This is a genomic window from Methylocystis sp. SB2 (assembly GCF_049817085.1).
GTDB classification, from domain to species: Bacteria; Pseudomonadota; Alphaproteobacteria; order Rhizobiales; family Beijerinckiaceae; genus Methylocystis; species Methylocystis rosea.
Map to the genome: position 1 here is coordinate 785,402 of NZ_CP187401.1, position 14,633 is coordinate 800,034.

At 62.8% G+C, this 14,633-nt stretch carries 16 protein-coding genes and 1 tRNA gene; 8 read left to right on the plus strand and 9 right to left on the minus strand.

What is annotated here, in order from left to right; genetic code table 11:
• Positions 1-2 precede the first annotated feature (2 nt).
• The 3 genes from ACPS74_RS04035 to ACPS74_RS04045 form a co-directional block, all read right to left on the minus strand.
• Complete coding sequence (locus tag ACPS74_RS04035; protein WP_029651764.1) at positions 3-383, minus strand: type II toxin-antitoxin system VapC family toxin; 381 nt, start codon at positions 381-383, stop codon at positions 3-5.
• Complete coding sequence (locus ACPS74_RS04040) at positions 383-595, minus strand: AbrB/MazE/SpoVT family DNA-binding domain-containing protein (RefSeq protein WP_029651765.1); 213 nt, start codon at positions 593-595, stop codon at positions 383-385. The genes ACPS74_RS04035 and ACPS74_RS04040 overlap by 1 nt, the downstream gene beginning before the upstream one ends.
• A 69-nt stretch (positions 596-664) precedes the next feature.
• The gene (locus ACPS74_RS04045; protein ID WP_244471443.1) at positions 665-1,783 is read right to left on the minus strand and encodes an alpha/beta hydrolase; all 1,119 of its coding nucleotides are present in this window, start codon (positions 1,781-1,783) and stop codon (positions 665-667) included.
• A gap of 315 nt (positions 1,784-2,098) precedes the next feature.
• Between ACPS74_RS04045 and pqqB the strand changes: the two genes are divergently transcribed.
• The 3 genes from pqqB to pqqE are packed head-to-tail and all read left to right on the plus strand — an operon-like array spanning position 2,099 to position 5,260.
• On the plus strand, positions 2,099-3,028 hold the full coding sequence (pqqB, locus tag ACPS74_RS04050; RefSeq protein ID WP_029651767.1) for a pyrroloquinoline quinone biosynthesis protein PqqB: 930 nt from the start codon (positions 2,099-2,101) through the stop codon (positions 3,026-3,028).
• Positions 3,025-3,795, plus strand: coding sequence for a pyrroloquinoline-quinone synthase PqqC (gene pqqC / locus ACPS74_RS04055; RefSeq protein WP_029651768.1), 771 nt, complete (start codon positions 3,025-3,027; stop codon positions 3,793-3,795). Before pqqB ends, pqqC begins: the two co-directional genes overlap by 4 nt.
• Entirely contained in the window at positions 3,788-5,260 is a 1,473-nt protein-coding gene (gene pqqE, locus ACPS74_RS04060) for a pyrroloquinoline quinone biosynthesis protein PqqE (protein ID WP_029651769.1), read from the plus strand. Before pqqC ends, pqqE begins: the two co-directional genes overlap by 8 nt.
• Position 5,261: 1 nt before the next feature.
• On the opposite strand, the gene ACPS74_RS04065 is transcribed toward pqqE, so the two are convergent.
• Positions 5,262-5,735, minus strand: coding sequence for a cupin domain-containing protein (locus ACPS74_RS04065; RefSeq protein WP_029651770.1), 474 nt, complete (start codon positions 5,733-5,735; stop codon positions 5,262-5,264).
• A 177-nt stretch (positions 5,736-5,912) separates the two neighbouring features.
• Between ACPS74_RS04065 and ACPS74_RS04070 the strand changes: the two genes are divergently transcribed.
• Positions 5,913-6,317 carry a flagellar export protein FliJ gene (locus ACPS74_RS04070; protein ID WP_018408714.1) on the plus strand — a complete coding sequence of 135 codons (405 nt, stop codon included), beginning with the start codon at positions 5,913-5,915 and terminating at the stop codon, positions 6,315-6,317.
• Here the strand turns inward: ACPS74_RS04070 and ACPS74_RS04075 are convergent.
• From ACPS74_RS04075 to ACPS74_RS04090, 4 genes are read right to left on the minus strand one after another with little or no spacing between them, the layout of a single operon-like run.
• Positions 6,314-6,892: a hypothetical protein gene (locus tag ACPS74_RS04075; protein ID WP_029651771.1), complete on the minus strand. Its 579-nt coding sequence runs from the start codon at positions 6,890-6,892 to the stop codon at positions 6,314-6,316. The genes ACPS74_RS04070 and ACPS74_RS04075 overlap by 4 nt on opposite strands.
• Positions 6,883-7,725 carry a DUF692 domain-containing protein gene (locus ACPS74_RS04080; RefSeq protein ID WP_029651772.1) on the minus strand — a complete coding sequence of 281 codons (843 nt, stop codon included), beginning with the start codon at positions 7,723-7,725 and terminating at the stop codon, positions 6,883-6,885. The genes ACPS74_RS04075 and ACPS74_RS04080 overlap by 10 nt, the downstream gene beginning before the upstream one ends.
• The gene (locus ACPS74_RS04085; protein ID WP_029651773.1) at positions 7,706-8,629 is read right to left on the minus strand and encodes a TIGR04222 domain-containing membrane protein; all 924 of its coding nucleotides are present in this window, start codon (positions 8,627-8,629) and stop codon (positions 7,706-7,708) included. Before ACPS74_RS04085 ends, ACPS74_RS04080 begins: the two co-directional genes overlap by 20 nt.
• Positions 8,630-8,639: 10 nt before the next feature.
• On the minus strand, positions 8,640-9,752 hold the full coding sequence (locus tag ACPS74_RS04090) for a COX15/CtaA family protein (protein WP_029651774.1): 1,113 nt from the start codon (positions 9,750-9,752) through the stop codon (positions 8,640-8,642).
• A gap of 159 nt (positions 9,753-9,911) precedes the next feature.
• On the opposite strand from ACPS74_RS04090, the gene ACPS74_RS04095 reads away from it, so the two are divergent.
• From ACPS74_RS04095 to ACPS74_RS04110, 4 genes are all read left to right on the plus strand, one after another.
• Positions 9,912-10,502, plus strand: a complete 591-nt coding sequence (locus ACPS74_RS04095) for a MerR family transcriptional regulator (RefSeq protein WP_029651775.1) — start codon at positions 9,912-9,914, stop codon at positions 10,500-10,502.
• 49 nt (positions 10,503-10,551) lie between these two features.
• Positions 10,552-10,629, plus strand: a tRNA-Pro gene (locus ACPS74_RS04100).
• A 288-nt stretch (positions 10,630-10,917) separates the two neighbouring features.
• A complete protein-coding gene (locus ACPS74_RS04105; protein ID WP_029651776.1) occupies positions 10,918-11,223 on the plus strand; it encodes a type II toxin-antitoxin system RelE/ParE family toxin in 306 nt (101 codons plus the stop codon).
• A complete protein-coding gene (locus ACPS74_RS04110) occupies positions 11,220-11,618 on the plus strand; it encodes an addiction module antidote protein (protein WP_083481411.1) in 399 nt (132 codons plus the stop codon). Before ACPS74_RS04105 ends, ACPS74_RS04110 begins: the two co-directional genes overlap by 4 nt.
• A 119-nt stretch (positions 11,619-11,737) precedes the next feature.
• Here the strand turns inward: ACPS74_RS04110 and ACPS74_RS04115 are convergent, their stop codons facing one another.
• Positions 11,738-14,182 carry a TonB-dependent receptor domain-containing protein gene (locus ACPS74_RS04115; RefSeq protein ID WP_239754285.1) on the minus strand — a complete coding sequence of 815 codons (2,445 nt, stop codon included), beginning with the start codon at positions 14,180-14,182 and terminating at the stop codon, positions 11,738-11,740.
• Between the last annotated feature and the right edge of the window lie 451 nt (positions 14,183-14,633).

The window sequence follows — 14,633 nt, forward strand, 5'->3', positions numbered from 1 at the left end:
GGCTACGAGTTGCTTTTCGCGACATACAGGACGCCCTGCAAGGTTCTGAAGTGCGCGTCGCATGTCAGAACGTCTGCGCCATGTTCCAGCGCAGTGGCGTAGATGATGGCGTCGGCGGTGGCCAGATGGTGTTTGGCGCTTAGCTCCGCAGCCGTGAGAGCGATTTTAGTGTCGAGCGCCGCCACTACACAAAGTTGGGTGAAAGCAATCACCTCGTCCGCCCGATCTTCACTTACTTCGCGGCTCATCCATTTGAAGAGTTCAAGCTGCACGATTGTCGGAACAAGCCAGTCATCACGGGAGGGAATGGCCGGTGACAACGCCTTTCCCGTGGGTGACCCGATCAGCCATTCAATCCACGCAGAAGTATCGACGAGACGCATCAAAAGCGGTCTGTGCGGTCGCGGTAGTTTTCTGGTTTTGCGCCCTTTGCGATCCCGGCCAGTTGATCGCGCTCAGGCACGGGAACGAGCAGCACGCCAGATCCTTTGGGGATGAACGCAAACTCCTGGCCGGCCTTCCATTTGCGCGCTTCGCGAACGGCCTTGGGGATCGAGATCTGAAATTTTGCGGAAAGTGTAGCGGTGTCTGACATTTTTCATACGTTGAGCTTATCGATCGTCGACCCGTAAGAAGGTAGTCATAAGACCGGAAAATGGCAAGCTCACCGAGCGGCGGCGAGCGGCGCCAGCGGCTGGCTCTCGACTTTCTGATTGAGCGGCGGCGGCCCGGCGGGGGCGGTTCCGCCGCTCGCGTCAATGACCGCTTGCGTCTCTGCCTCGCCCGGGCGCGGGGCTGTCAGCTGCGCGCCGATCTTTCGCACCACATCCGGCGCTTCGGCGAAGGCGCCATGGCCGACGAAGTCCGTCGAGAACGACGAGATGTCGTGCACGGCGACGCCCAATCGATCGAGCTCCGACTTGTCTTCAGGATTGGTGGGATTCATCGCGCCGAGGCGCGGCCGGTCGCCGGCGATGCGCGACGCGAGCGACAGCGCGCGATCATTGTTGGCGACGAAGATCGACACATGCCGAGGATCGACGCGCGCGACCTGTTGCCTGAAAACGTTGAGATCGATGTCCGGCGCCGCCAGCATGACCTCGCCAAGTTTGCCGTCGAGATCCGGATGGCCGGACTGCGCGACGCCGCGCAGCGTCTCCATCGTCAGCCACGCGCCCATCGAATGTGCGAGCACATGAATCCGTCCGACGCCCGGCGTGCGCGACAGTTCGACGACGAACTTCTCAAGCGCGTCGCGTGAGACTGTCGCCGCTTCCTTGTCGGACTCATAGTTGAACAGCCCGCCTCGGGAATTCCAGGTAAAGAGCGCGGGAACGCCGGAGAAACGTCCGTCGGCGACAATCTGCGCCAGCCGAAAGCGCGCCTCTTCGACTCCCGTGTTGAAGCCGTGCACGTAAAGCAACACGTCGCGCGAATTGCCGATGCGACCCGAGACGTGCGAGGCGACTTCGCCGTAGAACTCGCGCTCATCCATGTTGCGCTTCGACAGCACTGTAAAATGCCGACGCCGATCGGCGCCGCCGAAGCTTGGACGCTCGAGGCTTCCAGCGCGATGGTTGAGCGGGACGCCAATCGAGGTCAGTGAAAAATGCGCGCGGCCGTCGTCTGTTGCGCCTTCGGAGCGCCGCGTCGAAGCGACGAAAATGGCGACGTCCGACGGCTCGCCCTGGGCTCCAGAGACAAGAGAAACGGCGTTGCCGACGTGGCCGTCGACCATGCGCATGCCGTCCGACACGCAGCCGCCAAGCGACGCCGCGATCAAGAGCGCGCTTAAGCGCGTCAGCTTTTTTCCATGAGTGCGCAAATTGATTGGCTCGATCCAGCGCCTGCTCGGAACTGAATCCTTAGCGGCGCGCTTCGACTGAGGCGCTTCGCCTCTCCACCATCGTTTCTGACAAAAGAAAGCGACCAAACCGGGGCGACACGCCCGTCGCGATAGGGAAAAAGTCTCGACATTTCATGAAGGCCGCGCAAATCGGTCGCACTTGCGCGAATGTGGGTCGCCTGCGCATAGTGCCAAGAAAATAACATTCAGGGAGATCCGACGTGGCGGCGCGCCCGCTATGTCGAAAAGCCAATGCGGATCAGAATCTTGGGGTCGGGCGCCGGGGGCGGCTTCCCGCAATGGAATTGCAACTGCGCGAATTGCCGGGCGGTCCGCGCCGGAGCGCCCGGCTTTTTGCCGCGCACACAGTCCTCATTGGCGGTGAGCGCCAATGGCGCCGACTGGCTACTGCTCAACGCCTCGCCTGATCTGCGCGAGCAAATCGCCGCCACGCCCGAGCTTGCTCCGGGCCCCGACGACGGTTTGCGCGCGAGCCCGATCAAGGCGGTGGCGCTGACAAATGGCGACGTGGATCATGTCGCCGGTCTTCTCAACATGCGAGAAGCGCAGCCGTTCAGCCTCTACGCCGCAGGACGGGTTCTCGATGCGCTCGGCGCCAATCCGATTTTCACGATCCTGCAGACGCAACTCGTGCCCCGCATTGAGCTGCGCATAGAAGAAGCCGTGCCTGTCACCGGAGCGGGCATTGATCTAGGTCTCGCGATCCGCGCCTTTCCCGTTCCGGGCAAGATCGCGCTCTACCTCGAAAACGCCAATGCGCCGAATTTCGGAACAAGCGCTGGCGATACGCTGGGGCTGGAAATCATCGAAGCCGGAACTGGCGACTCGTTCTTTTACATTCCGGGATGCGCCAAAGTTGACGCGGACCTCGCCGGGCGGCTTCGGGGCGCCAAGCTCGTCTTCTTCGATGGCACGCTTTTCCACGAAAACGAGATGATCGAGCAAGGCCTGCTCGGCAAGACGGGCTCGCGCATGGGCCACATCAATGTCAGCGGCGCCGACGGCTCCATCGCCGCGTTCGCGCCGCTCGACGTGAACCGCAAAATTTATGTGCACATCAACAATTCCAATCCTCTGCTCAACGAATTCTCGGACGCATATGCGACCGCTCAAGCGGCCGGCTGGGAAATCGGCGAGGATGGCATGGAGGTCGACCTGTGAACGAGATCGTAGCCATTGATTGGCGCGGCGTCGCGCCCCTCCCCCGCGACGAATTCGAAGCTGCGATCCGTGCGGTTGGCGCGGAGCGCTATCACGACAAGCACGAGTTTCATAAGCTGCTGCACGGCGGCAAGCTCACCAAGGATCAGGTCGCCGCCTGGGCGCTGAACCGCTACTGCTACCAGGAGGCGGTGCCGCGCAAGGACGCCGCTTTCATGAGCCGCGTCCATGATCGCGAACTGCGCCGCGAATGGATACATCGCATCCATGATCATGATGGACTTGGCGAAGAAGGCGGCGGCATCGAGCGCTGGCTCGTGCTGACGGACGCGCTCGGCTTCTCGCGCGATTACGTGACCTCTCGGCGCGGCGCCCTGCCCGCGACAAAATTCGCCGTCGAAGCCTATGTGCGCTTTGTCGTCGAGCAGCCGCTCGTCGTCGCGGTCGCGTCTTCGCTGACCGAACTCTTCGCGCCGTCGATCCATCGCGAACGCATCGCCGGAATGCTTGAGAGTTACGATTTCGTCGACGACCAGGTGATGGCCTATTTCAAGCGCCGGCTGACCCAGGCGCCGCGCGATTCCGAGTTTGCGCTCGGCTATGTGCTCGATAACGCCAGGACGCGCGCCGAACAGGAAGCCTGCGTCGGCGCCGTGCGGTTCAAATGCGACGTCTTGTGGGCGCAGCTTGACGCATTACATCACGCCTACGTCACGCCCGGGCCGATCCCGCCCGGCGCATGGCGGCCAGGAGAAGCAAATGTCTGAGGCGCACGCCGCGCGGTTCGTGATCGGCCCGGACGCGCGTCCGGCCTTCACGCGCTACGCGCGGCTGCACGAAGACCGCGCGCGATCCCGAACGGTCATTCTGGCGCCCGAGCGCGCCTATGAACTCGATCCGATTGGGCTGATCGTTCTGCGCGCGATCGACGGCTCAACGCGCCTCGCCGATCTGTGCGCGCGCCTCGCGCAGCAATATTCCGCGCCGCTCGATATTATCACGCGCGACGTGACGGTGCTGCTGCAAGGCCTCGCCGACAAGCGGCTGCTGCGCGACGGGACCGACGAATTCGCGGCGCCGCCGCCTTCCGCCTTCACCGCGTCGATCGCGCCATTCGCGGGCGGACCCGCGGGGCTGCTCGCCGAACTTACGCATCGCTGCCCGCTGCAATGTCCGTACTGCTCCAATCCGCTGGAGCTCGAGCGCTCGAATACCGAACTCACCGCCGATGAATGGGGCGAGACCTTCCGTCAGGCGGCGTCGATCGGCGCGCTGCAGCTGCATCTTTCCGGCGGCGAACCCACCGTGCGACGCGATCTTGAAGAGATACTCGCACAGGCGGTCGACGCGGGGCTCTACACCAATCTCGTCACCTCCGCCGTTCTGCTTACGCGCGAGCGGTTGCAGCGTCTCGCCGAGATCGGCCTCGATCATGTGCAGGTCTCCATTCAGGATGTCGTTCCTGAGAGCGCCGACCGAATCTCGGGCTATCAGGGCGGCGTCGCCAAAAAGCGCGACGTCGCGCGATGGACGCGCGAATTCGGCATGGGGTTGACGATCAATGCGCCGATGCACCGGCAGAACATTGCGCATCTGCCGCAGATCATCGATTTTGCCGTCGAGGTCGATGCGCAGCGCATCGAGATCGCGCATATTCAATATTACGCTTGGGCGCAGATGAACCGCGCCGCGCTCATCCCGACGCGCGAAGCCTTTATGGAAACGGTCGGCATCGTCGACGAGGCGAAGAAGCGTCTTGCCGGCGTGCTCAATTTCGATTTCGTCATCCACGACCATTACGCGACGCGGCCGAAGGCCTGCACCGGCGGCTGGGGCCGATCGATCATGGCGGTGACGCCATCTGGCAAGGCCCTGCCCTGCCACGCCGCGCAGACCTTGCCGGGACTGACGTTCGACAATGTGCGCGAGAGGACGCTCGGCGACATTTGGCGGAACGGCGCAGCCTTCAACGCCTTCCGCGGCACGGACTGGATGAAGGAGCCCTGCCGTTCTTGCGAGCGCCGCGAAATCGATTTCGGCGGTTGCCGCTGTCAGGCGTTCGCGATTGCGGGCGACGCCGCGGCGACAGACCCCGCCTGCCACCTCTCGCCGGATCATGCGCGCTTCGCCGCTTACGCGGAAGTCGAATCGCACGTCTCGGCCCCGGACTTTATCTACCGACGCTATGGCGGCGCCGCGGCGTCAACGGCGCGCGCCAAGGAGCCGGCGTGATCTACCGCTGAGCCGCGCGCGGATCGTCGCGCGGGTCAAGATAGGTGATGTTCCACGGCCCGACGCCGGTCACTTGTATCACCGTGTCGTCTTCGAAATTGACCCAATGGCCCGCTTCCGCGGGCGTCGCCGCAAAGCTGCCGGCGGCAAGCGTCTTCTCGGCGTTTGGGTCGACCTTGGCTCCCTGACCGTAACGGACGACCCCCGACAACACCGTCATCGTTTCCATCCCGTTGTGCTTATGAGGTCCAATTTTATAACCCTTCGGCGCCCGCACGCGCAGGATGTAAGGTCCGCCTCCCCCAGGATCGCCGAACAGCATCGCGATTTCAGCGCCGCGCGGCAGTTCCGGCGGACCCGCCTTCCATTCGAGTTTGTCTTGCGAAAAGACGGGGCCTGGAGCTTCCGCCATTACGGCGATGGGAGCTGCGAGGCTTATGGCCGCGCCCGCAAGAATTGCAGCAAGATTTCGCATAGCTTGGGCCTCCAACGCGCGCCCCCGGCTTGAGATAGTGCGCCGAAGACACACAGCGACGAAGAATTCAAAAATTCGATTTCGGTAACAAACGAGCAACTTCCACAGGGCATATTGAGCCTTGTCTCGCGGAGTTAAGGATTTGTTTCGCATAAGTTGCGTAATGGAGCTTGTCGCATGAAGTCGCGGGATACGCTTGTCCGTCTCAAACGGTTCCAGGCCGAGGAAAAACGCCGGCGCGTCGTCCAATTGAATGCAATGATCGGCGAATTCACGCGCATGGCCAATGAGCTCGACCGGGAAATTGGCCAGGAAGAGCGGCGCGCCAACATCGACGATCCCAATCATTTCGCCTATCCGACTTATGCGCGGGCGGCGCGCACCCGACGCGACAACATCCTTGCTTCGATCGCGGAACTGCGCGGCCAACTCGAAGAAGCCGAAGCGCAGTTCAAAGAGGCCAGCGAAGACTTCGCCAAGGCGCAAAGCCAGGAAGCGCGGGATCGCGGCGCCGAGCGCATGGTTGATGTCGTCGCCGAGCGGCGTCATGCCGAAATGCCTGAAGTTTTGCGCAGGGTTTAAGGCTGAAATAGCCGCCAGCGCGGCCTGCCTCCAGGCGCGCGCACCCAAACGCCAAATGTTTTTCGGCGAACGGCGCTGATCTCTTCGCCTTTGGCGAGAGCGTGGGCGACCGATGCGACATTGAAGTCAAACGCTTGGAAAAAAAGCGTCGCGCCGGAACGCCCGGCATCGATGAAGGCCAATTCGAAACGCGCGAGGTCGGCGACCCAGCGCGGCTCCAATTCGCACTTTGCGACACGCGTATCGAGAAATGCGATCAGCGCCACAGAGTCCGAGCGATTTGTCGCCTCTCGCGCGGCGCCGCCGATCGCGTTCCGGAAAAGCGCATCGAATCGATCGCCCAACGCGCGCGCCGTGAGCGGCAGCGCCCTGCGCGCGTAAAGCGCGCGTTTGCCGATCAGGCTCTGCGCAAAGGCTTCGATTTCGCGACGGTCGATTCCGGCGAGGCGCTGCGTGTCATGCATGCTCAGGCCGAAACGCGTCGCCACCGCGATCGGCGCTTCGAAGAATTCCCGCCGCAGATCATCGTCGGTGAACAGCCGCGCGAGCAGCGCCTGCGTCTGCGCTAACGCCATCGCCCGTTCTCCACGAGGCTTCGTCGCGCGCGCGCCACTTCATCGATGAGTTCGCCGAACGGCGGCATTTTCTCGTCGCGCTCGAGGATGACGGCCTTGACCGGCGCGCGGGCGATGACGCGCTCATAGAGCCGCCAAACCGCATCGCTCGTCGCGGCGTCATGGCTGTCGATCAACAGGCCGTCTCGCTCGCGTCCGCCGGCGTAGTGGATCTGCACGAGCCTGTCCCATGGCCAGCGCTCGAAATCGCGTTCGAGATCGACGCCGAAATTCATTACATTCACATGCATGTTGGCGACGTCGCACAGCCAACCGCATCCGGTCGCGTCGAGCGTGCGCGACAAAAATTCAGGCTCGTCCATTTCGCCGCCTGGAATGCGCACCACGCACGTAATGTTTTCCAAAATCAGCGGCGTCTTGATGCGCCTGCGCACAACTTCGACATTGCGCGCGACGACGTCGATCGCTTCCTGCGTAAAGGGCAGCGACGCAAGATGGCCGATGCTGATTCCGCCCGCGCGCGTGAAGCAAAGATGTTCGCTCCACCAGGGCGGATCGATGCGTTCGATCAGCGCGGCGACTTTATCGAGATAGCATGAGTCGACGCCGTCCGCGCTTCCGATCGAGAGATCGAGACCATGCGCGACGAGCGGAAAATGCGCGCCTAAAAGCTCGAGTTCAGCGAGCTTTTCTTTCGATGCGTCGAGATAATGATCAGCGATGATCTCGATAAAATCGACATCGTCCCGTCGGGCGAAGAGATCGGCGCGAAACTGCGGACGATAGCCAAGTCCGGACCCGAGGGCCGGCGCGTCAATCGCGGACGCCACCATCGCTCGCTCCGCCGTCGCCGCAACTGCCGCCGCAGCTTGTTCCGCAATCGGCGCCATCGCTTCCGGAGCCGCGACTGAAGGCTTCGGCGAACATCGCCTCCGTCGTGCCCTTGAGCGGCGCGAATCCATATAGCCCGATGAGAAACAGCGCAGCCCCGTGGAAGGCGCGCGCTTCGGGTCCGGGCGATCCGATGTGACCGACGGCCTCTTTCAGACGGCCGCCATAGGCAAGCCGCATCGCGTCAAGATAGGCGTGGCCGCGACGGCTCGCATGGGTTCTGGTCAGCACATAGGCAAGCGCAAAAAGCGACGCGACCGACGCAGCCGCGAGAAAGACCAGATAGGCGACATTCACGGCGCCCGCCGTCCATTCGACATAGATCTTGGCAAGCGCCAGGCCGACGATGATCAGCGTTCCGCCGATCTGCGCGCGCCGGCGCCAGACCTTCACGGACTTGGGCTTGATCAGTTCCTCCGCGGCGAGCTTGGCGCGCAGCGGCGCAAGCTGTTCCAGCAGCCAGCGCCGCAAGCCGCGATCTTCGAACAGCGCATGCGCCTTCGGCTTCGCCTGCACGGCTTCGAGCAGGCGCGTCTCCATGGCGTTGAGTTCGCCCGGCTCCGGCTGCTTGTCTGCAGGAATCACGTGATCCTCCGCGGCGAGGACGACGAAGCCGCGCTGCGCAAGATCATAGATCAGCGTTCGGATGACCTGATTGACGCCGCCCTGCAGGAAGGCGACCTCCATCGCGTCGGGGCTCTGCGGCACAGGCGGCGGCGGGCGGCGATCGGTGCGATCCGCGAGCCGAATGCAAAGGTAAGTGGTCGCCAGCACGAGGATGACGACGAGGCCGAAGACGTTAAGGAATTCTGGCCCGGGAAGATTAAGGATCGCAATATTCTGCACGCCAACCGCCTCAGTTCGTGATCACGTCTTGCACAAGCCGTCGCGCCTGCAGCGTGGCGACGCCCAACACCGCCATGCCGATCGCCTGATGCGCGAGCGCCAGCGCGAGATGCGGGTCGCCGGCGAAGGGCGGCTCGACCAGCACCAATGTCGCAACGCCAAGCGCGATCTGCATGAGCACGTGGCCGAACAGGATCACGGCGCCGCGGCGCGCGCGTCCTTCGGCATTGATCCACGCGTCCAGAAGATGCCCGAGCGCCAGAGCGAAGATCAGATAGGCGATCATGCGGTGGAAGAATTGGACGGTGACCGGATTGTCGACGAGATTGGTCCAGGCCGGCTCCAATCGCCACAAGACGTCGGCCGGAGGAACGAAGACGCCGTCCATCAACGGCCAAGTGTTATTGACGAGTCCCGCCCGCAGTCCAGCGACAAGGCCGCCGACGAAAATCTGCAGAAACACAAAAGCCAGGATCGTCAGCGCGATCGCCTTCAGCCGACCCGCGCCCCCATGCACGAGAGAGACGGCGCGCGGTCCGAGGCCGCCGGCCACCCATAAACAGGCGGAGAAGATCAGCGCGGCGAGCAGCAAGTGAATCGCAAGGCGCTCCTGCGCCACCTCGATGCGATTGACGAGGCCGGATGCGACCATCCACCAGCCGACGCCGCCCTGCAGCGCCCCGAGAGCGAGAATGCCGACGAGCTTCGGCTTCGCCGAACGCGGCAGCCGGCCGGTCGCCCAAAACCATATGAGCGGAACGGCGAAAACGACGCCGATCACCCGTCCGAGAAGACGATGCGCCCATTCCCAGGCGTAAATATATTTGAACCCGGCGACATCCATGTCCGGGAACAGTTCCCTGTATTGCGGAATCTGCTTGTATGCCTCGAACGCCTCCTGCCACTCCTGCTGGGACAGCGGCGGCAGCACGCCGGTGACGGGCTTCCACTGCACGATCGATAGGCCCGATTCGGTCAACCGGGTCGCGCCGCCGACGATGACCATCAGAAAGACCAGCCCCGCGACGAGCCACAGCCAGTTGCGCACCGCCAGGGCGTTCGCCTCGGTCGCATGGTGTCTGATCGCCGGGACCGGTTGGGGAAAATGCAGCCAATCTTCCATGAGACGCCGAGGGTTGGGAGGCGGATGACGGCGGCCAGTTAAGGGATGCGGCCCTCGCTTGTCCACACCCCGCGGCCGTCTCCGGCAGGTCGGGCCAATTTGGCTGAAAACTGCGCCGCTGCGGGTGTTAGACTAGCGCGGCTTGAGTCGAGGGATCAGGTGTCGGGCAAGAGCGATGAAGCGATGCGCACGATCGGCGAGGTCGCGGCGAGCCTCGACCTCCCCGCGCATGTGCTGCGCTTCTGGGAAACCCGTTTCAAGCAGATCAATCCTCTTAAGCGCGCAGGCGGGCGGCGCTTCTACCGGGAGCGCGACATTGAACTCGTGATCGCGATCCGCCGCCTCCTTTACGACGAAGGCTATACGATCAGGGGCGTGCAGCGCATCCTCAAGGAGGCTGGCGTCGAGGCGGTCTTGGCGGGCGCGGGGCGACGCCAAGGGGATCTGCCCGGGCCTCCCTCCCCTTCCCGTCCGGGCGTGAGCGAGGGACGAATCGGATCGCGAGACGAAGACGAGACGGACGCGGCCTTCTCGGCCGACGAATTTGCCGCTCTGCGCACGCGTGACCCCGATCTTTCCGGAATCGACGCCCAGGACGCGGCTCCCGCCGTCGAACTTGACGAGCCACCGGCGCCGCCTTCGGCCCATAACGAACCGCGTTCCCTTGCCGCGCCGCAAACGCGAATCCTGCGCGAGGTTCTGGCCGAGATCGAGGAATGCAAACGCTTGCTCAGACTGACCAGGCGATAACGACCCAGGCGTTGCCAGCGCCGCGCCGCCTCACTATAACGGCGCCAGTCGGAGTGTAGCGCAGCCCGGTTAGCGCACTTGTCTGGGGGACAAGGGGTCGTGGGTTCGAATCCCGCCACTCCGACCATTCAAAAATCAACTGTTACGAGAGAATCTGGTAGCTGGGTTATCTGTCTGAAATGGCTCCTGGTAGTAGCAGCGATAGTAGGACGCCCCACCGCCCCACCCGATTAGCCCCGCCAGCGCTTTGCTCCGTCCGGCGTTTATCCAAGGCCGCAGACCAGTTTCGGCGAGCTTCTTGATCGTCGCTCCCGGCTTAGCGCTCCATTGCCTCTGCGCGGCTGAGGGCGAACGGTTTCCATTGCATTGATGTATCCATTAGGATACATGTGCGTTGTCGTTCAAAAATCCGCATATGTTAACGCTTGTTCGATCCGACACTTTCTCAGCTTGGCTTGCCGCGCTCACCGATAAAAAGGGGAAGGCTCGGATATTGGCTCGGTTGACCAGTGTCGAGCATGGCAACTTCGGAGACTGTGAGCCGGTTGGCGAAGGCGTGTCGGAAATGCGAATCCACTTCGGTCCAGGGTATCGCGTCTATTTCGTAAAGAACGGCTCGACTGTCTATGTCCTGCTCAACGGCGGAAACAAAGGTTCGCAAAAGCGGGATATCGCACAAGCAAAGAGAATGGCGCGCGAGTTGAAGGAGTCCGACAAATGACCACGCAATATGCCACCTTCAGCGCGGCAGATTATCTCGACGATGAAGAAGTCGTCGCCGAATACCTCTCCGCCGCCGCTGAGGATGAAAACCCAGACGTGCTGCTATCCGCGCTTGCTGAAGTCGCGAAGGCGCGAGGCATGTCTCAGGTCGCTGCTGCGTCTGGACTTGGCAGAGAGAGCCTTTACAAGGCGCTCGCGCCAGGGGCGAAGCCGCGATACTCGACCGTCAGCGCCGTCATGCGTGCTCTAAATGTGAAATTCGCCGTCGCGCCTGTAGTAGCGGTTTCGCATAAAGTTGAGACAAAGCCGAACACAGGACGTTTCAGCAAGCCTGCCACAAGACGCAAGACGGCTGCCCAAGAGAAGTGCGCCGGACAGTCTTCGCCTCGCTGAGCGGCGGGCGCCGTTAGTGGCATCCATTTCGGGCGCGTTCTATGGCCACGATGATGCTGGAACGCCCTTTGACGCAGCCGTTCTAATAGCCCAATCGCGGAGGCGGGACCAAGCGGCGATCAGTTCGGCAGCCGCGAGAAAAGCGCCGCGCGATCGGTCCCACCAGCGAACGAACCGTCGAAATTGAGCGGCCCGCTCAGCGTCACGCGCACAGCCGCGGGTTCGAGCGGCTTGAGATGGCGGTCCATGACGCCGACGCCGCAAATCTGGGCGGGAGCGACGCCTGCGAAGCATTGCGCGTAAAGAGGGTCGCTCGGCAGGAGCGAGCCATATGCAAATGTGATCTGGTCGGAGCGCGAGTTGAAAACATTGAAGGCGTCGAACTGCAATCGCCAGCCATCCGCCCATCGATAGCCCAGTCGCGCGTTCAACGTGCCGGTGGCTGGCGAATTGAAATAGCCGTCCTCGGTGAGCGCCCTGGCGCCGAAATAGCGGTATTTCAGCGCCCCGAACCATCCGGTCGTCTCGCCAAGCTCCAACCCGCCCATCGCCGTCACCGCTATGGCGTTCGACAGATAATTGCCGGGCGCATTGCCGAGGAATGTCCCATAGGGCGCCGCCTCAGGCGTAATCAAATCGAGCCACGCCAAGGTCTGCGCAACGTCGACGCCGCGGTAGCGCGCCTGCACAAGCGCCACGTCGCCGTCAAATCTGATCCAGGAATTTGGGGCGTATTTGTTGGCGAGTTCGAGGCCATATCTGCGACTCGGACGACCGAAGATGGTCGTGCCGCTATCGCCGACAAACTGGTTCTCCGATTCGAGATTGAGCCAGAACAGGCTGATGCTGGAATCGAGCCCTTCAATGAATCTAGTGCGGGCGCCGATCTCGGCGCCGCGTGATTTCACCAGCAGCGGAATTGAAGCGGCCTGAACGAAGCCGTCATTGTCCGCAAGTTCGGATGTGGAGACTCGCAGCACCGCGCCCCGTGCGTCGGTCGAGTGGAAGCCTTCGCCGTAATTGGCGTAGAATTCCGTCTTGTAGAAGGGGCCGACGATGATCGAGAGCTTCGGGCTGAACAGCGCCGCATTTTTTACGCCCTGATTGAACGGTCCGGTGAGAAGGAACGCCGGCAGACCTGCGCTCGTCACGAGTTTGGGCGCGTCCAATAGCGTTTGGCGGGAGCTGACGGCGGCGTTGTAATAGTCGAAGCGCGCGCCGGCGACGGTCTTCAGCCAGGGCGTCCAGCGCACGGCCGTGTCCGTCCAGACGCCGATGCTGCCTTCGCCCACCGCGTTGTTGCTGAGCGTGTCATAGAGCTGTCGACGCACGCTCTCCTGCAAGCCAAGTCGAATGTCGTCGTAGCGGCCCTGAAAGCCGACGCGGGTCTCGACTGGCGCGCCATTCACGTCGGCCCATTTGATCGCATGCTGCGCGTTAACGCCGACGAGCGTGCGATCGTCGAACTGACGGATCTGGTCGCCCAAATTCTGATGCGCCAGGAAATAGGTGTAAGTGCTGTAGAGATCCAAGGTCGAATGGACGACATAGGCTTCGACGCGCGTGGCCTGATCGCCCTCAACCTGACTCCAGCGGGACGAGAGCGAGAAGCGCGAGGTCGCGCCGCCGGCGGTCGGGTCCCTCGTGCCCCATAGCGACAGCAACCCGGCGCTGACCGCGCGACTGGGAATCTGGTCCGTTCCATACCATTTGTTGGCGTAGCCCATGAAGGTCACGGAGGCGCCGTCTTCCTGCGTGCCGCGCGACCAGCGCAACACGCTGTTGAGGCGCCGCATGTTGTCGCCGCGCTCCCAGGGTCCGTTGTAATATTGGGCTTCGACCGCGCCATAGGCGGAGCCGCCGGCGAAATCCTGGTAAGGCGCGACGGCGAGCGCGCGCGCATAGCCGAAACTGCCGCCGGTGAGCAGGAAGAAGCCTTTGTCGATCCTGTCCTTGTATTGCATGTAGATCGAACCCGCCGACGAGAAGTCGCCGTCTTGCGCGTCATACGGCCCTTTGCGGGCGAGGACGTAAGACAAGAGTTCGGGGATCAGGAAATTGCTGTCAGCGTAGCCCTGGGCATGGCCATGGGTGCGCATATTGAGCGGCATGCCGTCGAGGTAGAGCGCCAGATCGGTGCCATGGTCGAGATTGAAGCCGCGCAGGAAATACTGGTTCGCCTTGCCTTCGCCGCTGTGCTGCGTGACGACCAGTCCGGGCACGATCTCCAGCGCGTCTCCGGGGCGCGCGAAGGGCAGCGCGTTGACCTCCTTGCCGGTGAAGAACTTTTCGCTTGAAGCTGTGATCGGCGGCGGCTGGGGTCCGGAAGGCTCCGCCGGTGGTCGACTGACCGCAGCGACGACCGGCGAAGCGCGCGGCGGCTGTGGAGCCGGACGAGCGCGCGCTACGGGTCCTGGCGTGGGCGCGTGAGAACGGGCTGCTGGAGCAGTCCGACGTCCGCCGACTTGGATTGTGGGAAGCGCGGTTTGAGCCTGTGCGGTGAAGGGAGGCGGCGCTGCAAATATCGCAGTCAGAAAGCAGACCAAGGGTAAGCGAAATGACATCGCCGACTCCGCAGCAAACATGGGCCATCACTGCGAAGGGTCATGCCGCGTCGAGCGCCAACGCGCCATCCCCGGCATAAAAGCGCCCTGCGGGGAATGTCTATGAGAGTACGCGTTAAACTGCATGTCGGCAAGCCGATGAAATGGCGCGCAATTCTCTCATGCATCTTTTTCTCGGCAGTGATGCAGAAACATCACGGCGCGTCTTGAGGGAGCGCGCGCCTTGGCGCGATGCGCCGGTCACTCACGTCATCTCAATTGGAAGTGGGCGCCCTGGCGGCGCGGCTCGACGCAAGCCTGGCGACGGTGGAAGCGACGCCACGACGCAAGCTCCACGCTGGCCATACTCTCGAGCACGCGCACCAGGAGGGGCGGCGTTCAAAATTCCTGCGGGAGATCGTCCGCATGCGCATTGTCGCTGCGCGGAGCTGCGTTAGGTAGCTTTCGGTTC